Origin of the sequence: Kitasatospora purpeofusca (genome assembly GCF_000718025.1) — a bacterium.
GTDB lineage: Bacteria > Actinomycetota > Actinomycetes > Streptomycetales > Streptomycetaceae > Kitasatospora > Kitasatospora purpeofusca.
On sequence record NZ_JODS01000007.1, the window covers coordinates 138,766 to 152,434 of the forward strand.

General features: G+C 73.5%; 14 protein-coding genes. 4 read left to right on the forward strand and 10 right to left on the reverse strand.

Annotation, left to right across the window (positions count from 1 at the left end; genetic code table 11):
- Window positions 1–23: 23 nt before the first annotated feature.
- Window positions 24–656 (reverse strand): pyridoxamine 5'-phosphate oxidase, encoded by a 633-nt coding sequence (gene pdxH, locus IF01_RS0113310; RefSeq protein ID WP_030393570.1) that lies wholly within the window; start codon window positions 654–656, stop codon window positions 24–26.
- A 416-nt stretch (window positions 657–1,072) separates the two neighbouring features.
- Here pdxH and IF01_RS0113315 point away from each other — a divergent pair, with 416 nt between their 5' ends.
- Entirely contained in the window at window positions 1,073–2,173 is a 1,101-nt protein-coding gene (locus IF01_RS0113315; protein ID WP_030393571.1) for a citrate synthase 2, read from the forward strand.
- A 141-nt stretch (window positions 2,174–2,314) separates the two neighbouring features.
- Entirely contained in the window at window positions 2,315–3,433 is a 1,119-nt protein-coding gene (serC, locus tag IF01_RS0113320) for a phosphoserine transaminase (protein WP_030393572.1), read from the forward strand.
- Window positions 3,434–3,657: 224 nt separating this feature from the next.
- Here the strand turns inward: serC and IF01_RS0113330 are convergent, their stop codons facing one another.
- Window positions 3,658–4,422 (reverse strand): SDR family NAD(P)-dependent oxidoreductase, encoded by a 765-nt coding sequence (locus IF01_RS0113330; protein WP_030393573.1) that lies wholly within the window; start codon window positions 4,420–4,422, stop codon window positions 3,658–3,660.
- Between the two features lie 112 nt (window positions 4,423–4,534).
- Between IF01_RS0113330 and IF01_RS0113335 the strand changes: the two genes are divergently transcribed.
- The gene (locus IF01_RS0113335; protein ID WP_030393574.1) at window positions 4,535–5,131 is read left to right on the forward strand and encodes a TetR/AcrR family transcriptional regulator; all 597 of its coding nucleotides are present in this window, start codon (window positions 4,535–4,537) and stop codon (window positions 5,129–5,131) included.
- Window positions 5,132–5,167: 36 nt separating this feature from the next.
- Here the strand turns inward: IF01_RS0113335 and thpR are convergent, their stop codons facing one another.
- Entirely contained in the window at window positions 5,168–5,758 is a 591-nt protein-coding gene (gene thpR / locus IF01_RS0113340; RefSeq protein ID WP_030393575.1) for an RNA 2',3'-cyclic phosphodiesterase, read from the reverse strand.
- Between the two features lie 46 nt (window positions 5,759–5,804).
- On the opposite strand from thpR, the gene IF01_RS0113345 reads away from it, so the two are divergent.
- A complete protein-coding gene (locus IF01_RS0113345) occupies window positions 5,805–6,323 on the forward strand; it encodes a GNAT family N-acetyltransferase (protein ID WP_030393576.1) in 519 nt (172 codons plus the stop codon).
- Window positions 6,324–6,416: 93 nt separating this feature from the next.
- On the opposite strand, the gene IF01_RS0113350 is transcribed toward IF01_RS0113345, so the two are convergent.
- From IF01_RS0113350 to IF01_RS0113380, 7 genes are all read right to left on the reverse strand, one after another.
- The gene (locus IF01_RS0113350) at window positions 6,417–7,961 is read right to left on the reverse strand and encodes an MFS transporter (RefSeq protein WP_030393577.1); all 1,545 of its coding nucleotides are present in this window, start codon (window positions 7,959–7,961) and stop codon (window positions 6,417–6,419) included.
- 121 nt (window positions 7,962–8,082) lie between these two features.
- Complete coding sequence (locus tag IF01_RS0113355; protein ID WP_030393578.1) at window positions 8,083–8,517, reverse strand: MarR family winged helix-turn-helix transcriptional regulator; 435 nt, start codon at window positions 8,515–8,517, stop codon at window positions 8,083–8,085.
- Between the two features lie 175 nt (window positions 8,518–8,692).
- Window positions 8,693–10,456 (reverse strand): hypothetical protein, encoded by a 1,764-nt coding sequence (locus IF01_RS0113360; protein ID WP_157855211.1) that lies wholly within the window; start codon window positions 10,454–10,456, stop codon window positions 8,693–8,695.
- Between the two features lie 102 nt (window positions 10,457–10,558).
- Entirely contained in the window at window positions 10,559–11,398 is an 840-nt protein-coding gene (locus IF01_RS0113365; protein WP_244215497.1) for a nucleic acid/nucleotide deaminase domain-containing protein, read from the reverse strand.
- A 2-nt stretch (window positions 11,399–11,400) separates the two neighbouring features.
- Window positions 11,401–11,952 carry an SUKH-4 family immunity protein gene (locus tag IF01_RS0113370; RefSeq protein ID WP_157855212.1) on the reverse strand — a complete coding sequence of 184 codons (552 nt, stop codon included), beginning with the start codon at window positions 11,950–11,952 and terminating at the stop codon, window positions 11,401–11,403.
- 25 nt (window positions 11,953–11,977) lie between these two features.
- A complete protein-coding gene (locus IF01_RS0113375; RefSeq protein WP_030393582.1) occupies window positions 11,978–12,952 on the reverse strand; it encodes a nucleic acid/nucleotide deaminase domain-containing protein in 975 nt (324 codons plus the stop codon).
- Window positions 12,949–13,665, reverse strand: a complete 717-nt coding sequence (locus IF01_RS0113380) for a WXG100-like domain-containing protein (protein ID WP_030393583.1) — start codon at window positions 13,663–13,665, stop codon at window positions 12,949–12,951. The genes IF01_RS0113375 and IF01_RS0113380 overlap by 4 nt, the downstream gene beginning before the upstream one ends.
- Between the last annotated feature and the right edge of the window lie 4 nt (window positions 13,666–13,669).

Below are 13,669 nucleotides of genomic sequence, written 5' to 3' on the forward strand. Positions count from 1 at the left end.
CCGCGGGCACCGCCCGGCCGGACTCACGGGCAGAGCCGCTCCACCCGCCAGCCCGCCGGGGCAGCCGGGTCGACGAGGTAGCGCAGCCGGTCGTGCAGCCGGTTCTCCCGCCCCTGCCAGAACTCCACGCTCTCCGGCACCACCCGGTACCCGCCCCAGAACGGCGGCACCGGCACCCCCTCGCCCTCCGGGTAGCGGCGCTCCAGATCCGCGTAGCGCTGCTCCAGCACCTCGCGCGAGGCCACCGGGCTGGACTGCTCGCTGGCCCAGGCGCCGAGTTGGGAGCCGTGCGGGCGGGTGCGGAAGTAGGCGGCGGTCTCGTCCCGGCCGACCTTCTCCACCCGGCCCTGGACGATCACCTGGCGGGCCAGCGCGACCCACGGGAAGAGCAGCGCCGCATACGGGTTGACGGCCAGTTCGGTGCCCTTGCGGGAGCCGTAGTTGGTGAAGAAGACGAAGCCGCGGGCGTCGAAGCCCTTGAGCAGCACCGTGCGCGAGCTGGGCCGTCCCTCGGCGTCGGCGGTGGAGAGCACCATCGCGTTGGGCTCCACCACCCCGGCCTCGTCCGCGTCGTGGAACCACTGGGTGAACTGGCCCATCGGCTCGGCGGCGAGGTCCCCCTCGACCAGGCCCTCGTGCGTGTAGTGCTTGCGCATCACGGCGAGGTCCGGCCCGGGTCGGGCCTCGTCGGCCAGGATCCGGGTGGCGGGGGGCAGGGGCGTCGACTGGGCGCGGTCCGGGGTCTGCACGTCAACATCATCCCGTACGACAAGCAACCGGCACCGCTACCTCCGGACAAACCCCGGTGGGAGATAAGGTGACTCGCCACCGCTTGGCCGCCCGTCGTACGGTGATTTGTCCCGAACCGCACCCTTGGTTCCGGAGATTTGCCGGGCACGACCGGCCCTCGGGCGAAAAGTCAAGCGGGCCCCAGGGAAACATCACCATGGTGGTGTATGGCGCAATGCACCCCGTGCCTGTCACCCTGGCACCGAGTGCCATCCACCATTCGGTCACTGGTGTGCCTCCCCACCACGGAGGTCCGCCGATCGCAGAACTGAAGGAGCCGTGCATGTCCGACTTCGTACCCGGGCTCGAAGGCGTCGTCGCTTTCGAGAGCGAGATCGCCGAACCCGACCGTGAAGGCGGCGCCCTGCGGTACCGAGGCGTCGACATCGACGACCTGGTTGGCAATGTCTCCTTCGGTCACGTCTGGGGCCTCCTGGTCGACGGCAAGTTCAACCCCGGCCTGCCGGCCGCCGAGCCGTTCCCGATCCCCGTGCACTCCGGCGACATCCGGGTCGACGTGCAGTCCGCCCTCGCCATGCTCGCCCCGGTCTGGGGCCTCAAGCCGCTCCTCGACATCGACGCCGAGCAGGCCCGCGACGACCTCGCCCGGGCCGCCGTCATGGCGCTGTCGTACGTCGCCCAGTCCGCCCGCGGCCAGGGCCTGCCGATGGTCCCGCAGAGCGAGATCGACAAGGCCGAGACCGTGGTCGAGCGGTTCATGATCCGCTGGCGCGGCGAGCCCGACCCCAAGCACGTCAAGGCCATCGACGCCTACTGGACCTCCGCCGCCGAGCACGGCATGAACGCCTCCACGTTCACCGCCCGGGTCATCGCCTCCACCGGCGCCGACGTCGCGGCCGCCCTGTCCGGCGCCGTCGGCGCGATGTCCGGCCCGCTGCACGGCGGCGCGCCGTCCCGCGTGCTCGGCATGATCGAGGAGATCGAGCGCACCGGCGACGCCACCGCCTGGGTCAAGAACGCCCTGGACAAGGGCGAGCGCCTGATGGGCTTCGGCCACCGCGTCTACCGCGCCGAGGACCCGCGCGCCCGCGTGCTGCGCCGCACCGCCAAGGAGCTCGGCGCGCCGCGCTTCGAGGTCGCCGAGGCGCTGGAGAAGGCCGCGCTGGAGGAGCTGCACAACCGCCGCCCGGACCGCGTGCTGGCCACCAACGTCGAGTTCTGGGCCGCCATCATGCTGGACTTCGCCGAGGTCCCCGCGCACATGTTCACCTCGATGTTCACCTGCGCCCGGACCGCCGGCTGGTCGGCGCACATCCTGGAGCAGAAGCGCACCGGACGCCTCGTGCGCCCCGCCGCGCGCTACATCGGCCCCGGCCCGCGCAGCCCCCGCGACATCGAGGGCTTCGAGGCCATCGGCGGCTGACAGCCCCGTCGCAGCTCCCCCGACAGCGGGTCCGGATACCGACCGGACCCGCTGTTTCCGCAGCTCGCGGGCGGGTCGGGGGCATCTCAGCGGGCGGACGGGCGTCGAACCGCGGGTGCCCCGGCCGGTAGGCTGCGGCGCGTGGCTCAGATCCAGATCCCCGCTGACATCAAGCCCGCCGACGGCCGTTTCGGCTGTGGCCCCTCCAAGGTGCGCCCCGAGGCCCTGAGTGCCCTCGCCGCCACCGAGACCTCCCTGCTCGGCACCTCCCACCGCCAGGCCCCGGTGAAGAACCTGGTCAAGCGCGTGCGCGAGGGCGTGAGCAGCCTGTTCTCCCTGCCCGAGGGATACCAGGTGGTACTCGGCAACGGCGGGTCCACCGCCTTCTGGGACATCGCGGCCTTCGGCCTGGTACGCGAGAAGTCCCAGCACCTCGACTTCGGCGAGTTCTCCTCCAAGTTCGCCTCCTCCGTGAAGGCCGCGCCCTGGCTGGCCGAGCCGAGCGTGATCAAGACCGCCCCCGGCACCCACCCGCTGCCGGTCGCCGAGGCCGGGGTGGACGTCTACGGCCTCACCCACAACGAGACCTCCACCGGCGTCGCGATGCCGATCGCCCGCCCGGCCGGCGCCGACCAGGGCTCGCTGGTGCTGGTCGACGCGACCTCGGGCGCCGGCGGCCTGCCGGTGGACATCACCGAGACCGACGTCTACTACTTCGCCCCGCAGAAGTCCTTCGCCTCCGAGGGCGGCCTGTGGCTGGCGTCGTTCTCCCCGGCCGCCCTGGAGCGCGCCGCCGAGATCGCCGGCTCCGGCCGGTACATCCCGCCGTTCTTCGACCTGCCGACGGCCATCGACAACTCGTCGAAGGACCAGACGTACAACACCCCGTCCATCGCCACCCTCTTCCTGCTGGCCGACCAGCTGGAATGGATGAACGGCAACGGCGGGCTCGACTGGGCCGTCGCCCGTACGGCTGATTCCTCGTCCCGGCTGTACGGCTGGGCGGAGAAGTCCTCGTTCGCCAATCCGTTCGTGGCGAACCCGGCCGAGCGCTCCCAGGTCGTCGGCACGATCGACTTCGACGACTCGGTGGACGCGGCCGCCGTCGCCAAGGCGCTGCGCGCCAACGGCATCGTCGACACCGAGCCGTACCGCAAGCTCGGCCGCAACCAGCTGCGGGTGGCGATGTTCCCGGCGATCGAGCCGGCCGACGTCGAGGCGCTCACGGTCTGCATCGACTACGTGGTCGAGCGGCTCTGACCCCGACCGCGTGCCCGAGCGGCTCCGACCGGCCGCACCCGCACAAGTGAAGGGCCACCGCCTCCGGGCGGTGGCCCTTTTTCGTTCCGCCGGCCCCGGCGGCTACCGGTTGACCAGCGAGCTGGCCAGAACGATCACCAGCAGCAGGACGAGCGCGCCGGTCACGATTCGCATGCGAGTCTTGGGATCCACGGTCAACGAGCGTACCCCCGCACGCTCCGCGCTCAGACGCCGAGGTTGGATCCGCCGCTGGCGTCCAGGTTCTGGCCGGTGACCCAGCGGGCGTCGTCCGAGGCCAGGAAGGCCACCACGTCCGCCACGTCGGCCGGCTCGGCGACCCGGTCGAAGACCGAGTACGAGGACGCCCGGGCCCGCGCCGACGGGTCCGCCAGCCAGGGGTTGATGTCGGTGGCCACGATGCCCGGCAGTACCGCGTTGACGGTGATCCCGCGCGGCCCCAGCTCCTGGGCGAGGGTCAGCGTGAGGGTGTTCAGCGCCCCCTTGGTCATCGCGTAGGCGACGGCCTCCGGGAACGCCACCCGGGTGACGCCCGAGGAGACGTTGACGATCCGCCCGCCGTCGCGCAGCCGGTCCAGGCCGTGCCGGACGACGAAGAACGGCGCCCGCGTGTTGACCGCGAAGACCCGGTCGTAGGCGGCCTCGTCCACCTCGTGGATCCGCCCCGGCTGCCCGATCCCGGCGTTGTTCACCAGGATGTCCAGCCCGTGGCCGCCGTCGTACCCGGCCAGCCCGGCGTCGAAGGCGGCCCAGAGCGCCTCGGCGTCCCCGGGCACGCCGAGTTCGGCGGCGACCGCGAAGGCCCGGCCGCCGTCCCGCTCGATCTCCTCGGCCGCCCGTCCGGCCACCTCCGGGTCCCGCCCGTGCACCGCGACCAGCGCGCCCTCACGGGCCAGCCGCTCGGCGATCCCCCGCCCGATGCCCCGGCTGCCGCCCGTCACCAGCGCCGTCCGCCCGGTCAACCTCGCCATGACCGCCCCCTTCTTCCGGGCACCGCCGGGTCCGGCGGCGCCCACTTCTGTAGTGATCGCTAATGAAATGACCGTAGCACGGTTTCTGTAGTGGGCGATATAGAATCGGCGCATGGCCACCACCACCGCGAAGCGCGGCCGCCCGCGCTCCTTCGACCGCGAGGCCGCCCTGGAGCAGGCCCTGCGGCTGTTCTGGGAACGCGGCTACGAGGCGACCTCGGTCGCCGACCTCACCACCGCGATGGGCATCCGCCCGCCGAGCCTCTACGCGGCCTTCGGCGACAAGAGCGCCCTCTTCGGCGAGGTGGTCGACCGGTACCGGGAGGGCCACGGCGCCTACGCGACCCGCGCGCTCGCCGAGGAGCCCACCGCCCGGGCCGGCGTGGCCCGGATGCTGCGCGAGGCCGCCGCCATGGCGACCGACCCCGACCACCCGTGGGGCTGCCTGCTGATCAGCTCGACCGTCAACTGCACCTCGCCCGAGGTGACCGGGGCCGTCCGGGAGCTGCGCAACGCCAACGTCCGCGCCCTGGAGTCACTCATCCGCGCCGATGTCGCGGCCGGTCACGAGCCCGCCGGGACGGACCCGGCGGCCCTGGCGCAGTTCACCGCCGCCGTGGTCCAGGGCATGTCGCAGCGCGCCCGCGACGGTGCGACCCGCGCCGAACTGGAGCGGGTCGCGGCGGACGCCATGCGGATCTGGCCCTGACCGGGCCTCCCCCACCGGCTTCCCCCGACCCCCCGCTCAGTCCTCCCAGCGGGCCAGCGGCCAAGAGGCGAGCGAGCTGTAGTGGGCGAAGCCGCCGCCCTGCTCGCTCTGCATCAGATGCAGCTCGGCGGCCTCCCACTCCGGCCCGCGGTAGCCCTCCAGGGCCTGCGCCAGCCCGTCCAGCTCCGCCGCGGCCGCCCGCTGCGCCGCGCGCCGCTGCCCCCGCGAGGACCCGGCCCTGGCCAGCGTCAGATGGGGGTGGAAGCTGAACGCGTCCGCCCCGCCGGCCATCTCCGCGGTGGCCCCGGCCACCGCCTCGGCCAGCCCGCGCAGCGCCCACACCCGGCCCTCGACCCCGGCCCAGAGCACCTTGTCGCCGAACCGGCCGGCCCCGGCCAGCCGCAGGGGGTGCGCCGGATTCACCGCCGCCACCGCAGCCAGCCCGGCCGACAGCTCCGGCACCCGCTCGGCCGGCACCTCGCCGAGGAACGCCAGGGTCAGGTGCCAGCCCTCGACCGCCGTCCAGCGCAGCCGGTCCGCCCCGGGCAGACCGCGCACCGGCGCCACCGCGTCGACCAGGTCCTGCAACGCCTCCGCCGGAGGAAGCACCGCCACGAAGAGCCTCATGGGGACATCTTCCACCGGGAGACGGTTTGGACTAGAACGGTTTTCCATGAAGATCCGCAACGGGGGTCCCGAAGACATCCCCGACATCCTGTCCCTGCTCGACGGCGCCGTGGAGTGGCTGGCCGCCCAGGGCCGCACCCGCCAGTGGGGCGAGCACTCCTTCAGCGGCACCCCGACCCGGGTCGAGCACATCGCCAAGTACGGCCGCGAGCCGTTCCTGATCCGGCTCGCGGTCGACGAGGAGGGCCGCGCCGTCGGCTCCTGCGTACTGTCCGAGGAGCGGCCCGAGTACGCCACCCCGGTGGACGGGCCCGAGCTGTACATCCGCAACCTGGTGACCGACCGGACCCGCAAGGGCTCCGGCATCGGCGCCGCGCTGATCGCCGACGCCCTCGACGAGGCGCGCCGGCGCGGCATCGGCCTGCTGCGGGTGGACTGCTACGCCGGCGGCGACCGCAAGCTGGTCGGCCAGTACCGGGCGCTCGGCTTCACCGAGACCGAGACCTTCGAGGTCGAGCAGCCGGCCGGGCTCTGGCAGGGGCAGATCCTGGCGATCCGGCTCTGACCGGCCGTCGGGCCCCGGAGCGCCGTCCGACGCTCCGGGGCCGACCCGCCGGGGGCCGTCTGTCGGACGGCCCCCGGCGGGTCGGCCCCACTGTCAGCAGGCGGTGGCCAGCTCCGGCTTGACGCCGGCCGTCGGCCGCGGCACCAGGGCGACGATGCGGCCGCCGCGCCCCGGGTGCAGGTCGAGGCGCAGCCGCAGCTCCGCGCTGCGGGCCAGCACCAGGCCGACCGCGGTGGCCGCCAGCGCCGAGACCAGACCGCAGGCCAGCAGTCCGAGCCGGGGCCCGTACGAGGCGGTGACCCAGCCCACGATCGGCGCCCCGATCGGCGTGCCACCGGTGAAGACCAGCACCAGCAGGCCCATCACCCGGCCGCGCATCGCGGGCTCGGTGCCCAGCTGCAGGGCGGCGTTGACCGAGGTGTTGAAGCTCAGCCCGAACACCCCGATCAGGGTGAGCAGCAGCGCGAAGGTCCAGTAGCCGGGCGCGAACGCCGCCAGCACCTCCAGCGCGCCGAAGCCGAGGGCGGCGCCGACGAGTCTGCGCAGCCTGGGCGCGCCCCGGCGGGCCGCGATCAGGGCCCCGGCCAGGGAACCGACCGCCATCGCGGTGTTCAGCAGGCCGTACTGCCCGGCGCCGACGTGGAAGTCCGTGGCGAAACCGGACAGCAGGGTCGGGAAGTTGAAGCCGAAGGTGCCGATGAAACCGGCCAGCACCATCGGCCAGAACAGCTCCGGCCGCTCCTTGACGTACCGCAGCCCCTCCCGCAACTGCCCCTTCTCGCGGGCGATCGGCTCGGTCGGGCGCAGTTCGCTCTCGCGCATGGCGAGCAGTCCGCCGATGACGGCGGCGAAGGACAGCGCGTTCACCGCGAACGCCCAGCCGCTGCCGACCGCGGCGATCAGCAGACCCGCTACGGCGGGGCCGACCAGCCGGGCGGTCTGGAAGTTGGCGGCGTTCAGGCTGACCGCGTTGGCGAGGTGCTTCGGGCCGACCATCTCGGAGACGAAGGCCTGCCGGGCCGGGTTGTCGACCACGGTGACCAGGCCGAGCAGCAGGGCGAAGGCGTAGACGTAGTACGGCGTCACGACGCCGGCCACGGTCAGCACGGCGAGGCCGGCGGCCAGCAGGCCCATCGCGCCCTGGGTGCCGATCAGCAGCTTGCGCTTGGGCAGCCGGTCGGCGAGCACTCCGCCGAAGAGGCCGAGCAGCAGCATCGGCAGGAACTGCATGGCGGTGGTGATGCCGACCGCGAGCGGGCTGCCGGTGAGGCTCAGGACCAGCCAGTCCTGGGCGATGCGCTGCATCCAGGTCCCGGTGTTGGACACCACCTGGCCGGCGAAGTAGTAGCGGTAGTTGCGAACGCTCAGTGAGCTGAACATCCCCTCGGGCCGGGTGAACCGGGCTCCGGTCGGCGAGTCCGCCGTCCTCGGGGACGTGGCCGCGTGGCTGCGGCCGGGAGCGGCGGGGTCCTCCGCCGCGGTGCGTTCGTCGGGGTCGTCGTCGCCGTTGCCCGGCAGCCCCGTCGGGGCGGGTGCCTGGGTGTCGGCGGCCGCGGCGCTCGCCGCGGCGGTGTCGGTGGTCTGCTCGTCGGTCCGGATACGGGTGGCGGCTGCGGTGGCGGCGGCCGGCGGTGTCACAGTGGTCTCCCCTCGCGGCGCGGCGGCCGGTGCTCCGGCCGTCGCGCTCCTGGTGTCTGTCCTCGGTCCTGCGGTGATGCGTTTCTCCTTCGTCCTCCGGCGGCTACCGGAATCGATCTGCCTAGAGGTGTGCGAGCTTGTAGAGCACGGGCGCCGCCTCGCGGAGCTTCGCCCATTCCTCCTCGTCGAGTCCCTCGGCGAGTTCGGCGAGCCAGGCGTTCCGGCGGCTGCGGGACTCCGCCAGGATCGCCTCGGCCTCCTCGGTACTGCTGACGACCACCTGGCGGCGGTCCTCCGGGTGCGGCTCGCGCCGCACCAGGCCCTTCTCCTCCAGCATCGCGACGATCCTGGTCATCGAGGGCGGCTGCACGTGCTCCTTCCGGGCGAGCTCGCCCGGTGTGGCCTTCCCGCACCGGGCGAGGGTGCCCAGCACCCCGATCTCGGTGGGGCTGAGCGACTCCTCGACCCGCTGGTGACGCAGTCGACGGGAGAGGCGCATGGCGGACGATCGCAGCTGACTGATGGCTGCGAGGTCCTGCTCGGACATCTCGGGCATGTTGTTTAGCTTACGTCATTACTCTCGCTAAAGAAAATTGGTTTGCGATCGCCCGCATCACGGGGTCCCGATCGGGGTACGCGCGAGGGGTTCACCGCGTCACCGCGTCACCGCGTCACCGCGTCGCCACGTCGCCACGTCGCCACGTCGCCGCGTCGCCGCGAGCCGGCGAGGGTCAGCGCCGGGTGTCCACCGCCGCGAGACCGTCCGGCATGCCCAGCACCAGCAGCGTGCCGGCCAGCGCCAGCGACCACACCTCCGAGCCGGTCCGCAGGTCCAGCACCCCGCCCGTCCCCAGGTCGCGCACCCGGACGAACCCGTCCGACCAGGCCGCCGCCACCACCGGACCGGCCGCCGTCGCCCCGGCCGCCACCGCCGTCACCGGACAGCCCCGGCGGTCGGACGGCTCGGGCATCGGCGCCGAACGCGGCCCCCAGAGCCGCACCGCGCCGTCGAAGCCGCCGCTCACCAGCAGCGGGATCTCCGGATCGGACAGCGGCCCGCCGCCCAGCGCGGTACCGGCCAGCGCCGTCACCGGCCCGTGGTGCAGCCGCTCGCTCAGCACCTTGCCGTCCTCGGACCAGTGCACCGCGCCGCCCGCGTCGCCGAGGGCGGGCGCGGAGTCCGCCAGCCCACCGACCGCCGCCACCGCGCTGAGGTCCCCGGAGGCCGCGCCCACCGCGTCCAGCGCCGCCATCAGCCCGTACGGCTCCAGGCCCGGCCGGGGCTCGGCCGGCACCACCAGCTCCGGCCGCCCCCAGGCGTCGAGCAGCACCGCGGAACCGCCCGCCGTCACCGCCAGCCCCCGCAACGGGCGCGGCGCGGGCACCACCAGCGCGCCCAGACGGCGGCCGGTGGCGGCGTCGAAGGTCCGCACCGAACCGGTCGGATCGGCCACCAGCACCTGCCCCGCGTACGGTCCCGCCCCGGCCGTGAGCGCCACCGCCGGCCCCGGCCAGTCCCGGTCGACGCCCTCCCAGCGGGCCCAGCGCCCGGCCCAGGGTCCCGGCAGCTGCGCCAGCACGGCCGCGGCCGCCGCGGCGACGGTGTCCCCGCCCAGCAGCCGGGTGCGCAGCACCGCCGCCCGCACCGCCGGGTCCGGCTCCTCGATCACCGCCGGTCCGGCGGCCCGCCAGGCCCGGGCCAGCGCGTCGTCCCGCCGCTCGACCGCCGCCGTCACCGGGACGGGGCGGGCGAGCGCGTAGAGCAGCGGATCGGCGGCCAGCGGGCCGGGGTCGGCCGCCACCGTCGTCCAGAGCGCCGACAGGGCCTCCTCGCCGAGCGAGCGCAGCTCCGTCCCGGGCGGCGGCGGCAACGGGACCGGCGGGGCGGCGGGCGCCCCGAGGACCGGCCCGGGCAGCGGGTAGGCGGCCGGGTCGCCGCCCTGCTCCACCGCCCAGGCGGCGAACCGCGCGGCGTCCGTCCACTGCGGCTCACCGAGGTCCAGCACCGCCGGGGCGGGCACGGCGGTGAACGCCCGGGCGGCCGGGCCGTCCGTCGCCGCCCCGACCACCAGCCGCACCCCGGGCAGCCGCAGCAGCGGGTCGAGCAGCTCGGTCACCAGGGCGGCCGGATCCTCGGCCAGGTCCAGCTCGGGCACGCAGACCACGGTCGGCCGTCCGTCCGCCGCGATCGCCGCGACCAGCGGGCCCGGGGCGTGCGCGACCAGGTCGAGCTGCTGCCCGAGCGACCAGACCGCCGTCCGCACGGTGGCGCCCCCGGCGGGCAGCACTGCGTGGATCCGCCGCCCGCCCGGGGCCTCGGCCCCGGTGCAGCCGCGCACCAGCCAGGCCAGCAGGTGCGACTTGCCGGACCCGGGCGGCCCGGCCACCCGGCACAGCCGCGGCGCCCGCGGATCGTCCAGCCAGCCCAGCAACGCCATTCCGGCCGGCCTGCGGCCCGCCCCCAGCCGCGGCATCCGCAGCCCGCTCCCCGCCATCGCCCGCTTCCCTCTTCCCGTGCTCCCGTACCGCGTGCCCGACTGCGCCGTGTCCGGCCGGTCGTACCCCGCCCAGCTGTGCCCGACCCGGCAGTGCCCGACTCAGCCGCGCCGCTCGGCCACGCTGATCATCAGCGCCTTGATCCCGCTCTCCCGGGACTCGGCCGTGTCGCCGTAGTCGAAGCTGTGGGTGAACTCGGCCTGCGGGAACTCCCGCGCCAGCCAGCGCGCGCAGTAGTGGCCGGGCATCATGCACGGCTCCAGCTCGCAGTACACCCGGACGACCTGCTCGGCCTCCACGCCCTCGGCCCGCAGCCGGTGCCAGAGCGCCTCCTCGGGGTGCAGCAGACCGGGGCCGCCCACCTCCGTGACGATCCGCTTCGCGCCCTGCTCGTCGACCACCTCGAAGGCCGCCGAGGAGTCGATGTTCAACGGCCGCCGCAGGTCGTCCAGCACCCGCGGCCACCAGCCCTCACGGTCGTCGAAGGCGGTCGGGTCCGCGGCCAGCAGGCCCTCCCGCAGCTCCCGGTAGGCGGCCAGGGCCCGCTCCGGCCGGTCCACCTCGGCGACCGCCGGCAGCAGCCGGTCGAGCAGCAGCAGCCCCGCCGCGAACGCCGCCACGCTGCCGCTCACCGGCAGGTCCAGCGGCTCGGCGCCGAGCAGGAGGGCGCGGACCGACCGGTCCGGCGCGAAGTACAGCTCCGCGCCGCCGTCCGTCCCGATCCGCAGCTGGGCCGCCACCGGCCCGGCGTCGGCCCCGGCCGATGCGGCGTATTCCCCCAGCGACAGCGGATCGCCCTCCTCCGCCGCCCGGAAGTACGGCCCCACCTGCACCGGCAGCCCCGGGTGCCGCAACGGCCCGGCCGGCGCGATCGGCAGGGCCCGCAGCCCGCGCGGCCCGAAGTGCGCCAGCAGCGCCGCCGATCCGTCGCCGTCGTCCACGGTCACAGGGTGGCCCAGGTGTCGAGGAACATCGCCCAGAACTCGCTCTTGAAGGGCAGAGAGTCCCAGCGCTCCATGCCCTCCTGGACGATCTCCTCCACTGCGGCCCAGTCGTTGGGGTCCGGGCGCTCGTCGGGGCCCGGACGCTCGACCTCGAACTTGTAGACGAGGTAGCTCAGCGAGGAGACGTCCCCGTGGATCAGCTCGTACTCGGTCTCGGCGTCCGGGTCCGAGACCCAGATCGTGCCGTCGCCGAGGTGCACGTACACGGTCGCCTGGAAGAGGCTGCCCAGCGGCTGCAGTCGGCCGTGCTCCGTGTCGACCGGCGCGGAGTCCCAGGTCTCGAAGGCGCGGGCCGGGGTGGCCGGGTCCCGGTCCGCGAACTCCTCCAGGATCCGGAAGAGCCCGTTGGAGAACGGGATCCCGATCTCGGTCACGAAGCGCGCGCCGTCGCCCTCGGGCCAGATCCGCGCCGCCGCCTCGGGGCGGAACCGCAGCAGGTCGCCGGGCGTGGCCCGCTCCACGACCACCGGCCACTCAATCCCTACCAGCACCTCGTCCATCCTTCGTTCTCGACCGTCACAGACCCTTGGCCTTCTTCTTCGCGGCCGAGGCCGTCTTGTCCTGCTGCCCCTGCGCGTCGAAGTCCTTGCTGCCCATCGTGCCACCGTGCTGCCCTGCGGCGTGGTCCTGCTCGAGCTGTTTCAGGTAGGCCTTGTGCGCCCAGTCCCGGTCGTTCGCCGGGATCTTGTTGTCGTAGGCGACGCCGTGGGAGACGTTCAGTTCGGGGTTCTGGGACTCGAAGTGCCGGCCCAGCCAGCGCTGGCAGTTCGGGCCCGCCTGGCAGGGCTCCCGCTCGGTGTAGAGGTCCCGGACGTTGCCCGCCTTGTCCCCGAGCAGCGGTTTTCCGATCGAGCGCTCCGAGTGGCTCCGGTTGTAGTCGCTCCGGCCGACCAGGATGAACTCGCCCTTCTCGTCCCGGTACCGGAGCGAGGCGTAGTTCTTGCCGCCGTAGTCGCCCTGCGCCCGCCGGACCTCTTCCACCGCTCGGGAGAGTTCGTCCGGCTTCTCGATCCGCTGGCTGACGACCTTCTCGTCCTGCTTCTGCTTCCCGTCCTTGTCCGTGTCGGACTTCTTGTACTTCTTCGCGTTGTGGTGCTTGTCCAGCTCCGCCTTGGTCGGGTCCTTGACGTTGGTCCCGTCCAGGATGGTCTTGAGGGACGCGTCCGGGTTCTGCAGGTCGACGAGTTTGCCGTCCTTGATCTCCTGGACCCGGCCGTCGTCGTGGATGTAGTACTTCCGCGGTGCCGTCTTCGGCCCGTCACCACCCGCGCCGTTGCCCGTCTTCGGCGGTTCGGCGGCCTTGTCCTTGGCCTTGCCGTCGAAGTCGCCGGCGGTGTGGTGGTCGTTGTCCTTGTGGTGCTTGGCGGTCTTGTTGAGGTTGTCGCCCGCCTGCTTGTACATCTTCTTGGCGGCCTTGCCCATGTCGTCCGACAGGGTCTTGCCGAGCTTCGACGCGACGTTCTTGAGCGCCTTGACCGTGGGGTCGCTCACTCGAAGTTCACCGCCGACACCCGGGCGCCGAAGACCTGGGCGTGCTGGGCCACCTTCTCCGCCTGCTCGTGCAGGGCCCGGGCGTGCGCCTCCACCGCGGCCGGGTTGATCTTGAACGCGGCGCCGACCGAGCCCCCGCCGACCGCGGCCTCGGCCGCCTCGAAGACCAGCCCGGACACCGCCTCCGCGACGACCTCGATCAGCGGGTTGAGCGCGGCCTCGACCACCTGGGCGACGATGTACTCCTGCAACTGGTGCGCCAGGTAGGACATCAGCTTGCGCGCGGCCTGCTGGGCCGCCACGGCGCCGACCTCCGCCAGCCCCGCCGTCGCCACCGCGGCGGCCTGGGCGGCGACGAAGGTGGCGGCCAGGACGATGAGTTCGCCGAGCGCCTCCAGCTTCATCGCGACGATCGCGTCGGCGGCGATGTCCATCGCCTGCGCGACCACGTGCGCGGCCTGGACGACCTCGTTGAAGTGCTTGTCGGACATCAGCGCCCACTTGGCGGCCAGCGCCTGGTAGGACGCGCCCTCGTAGGCGCCGCCGAGCTGATGGATCGTCGCGGTCGAGTCCGCGTGCACCTCTTCGAGGCCCTTGGCGAACTCCTTGATGTGCTCGCCGAATTCGCGGACCCGGTCCTCGTTGACCGAAGGCCAGCGGATACCGATGAAGTTCAGCAGCGTCGCGACTTCGTCGGGCAGTTCGATTGCCATCGAG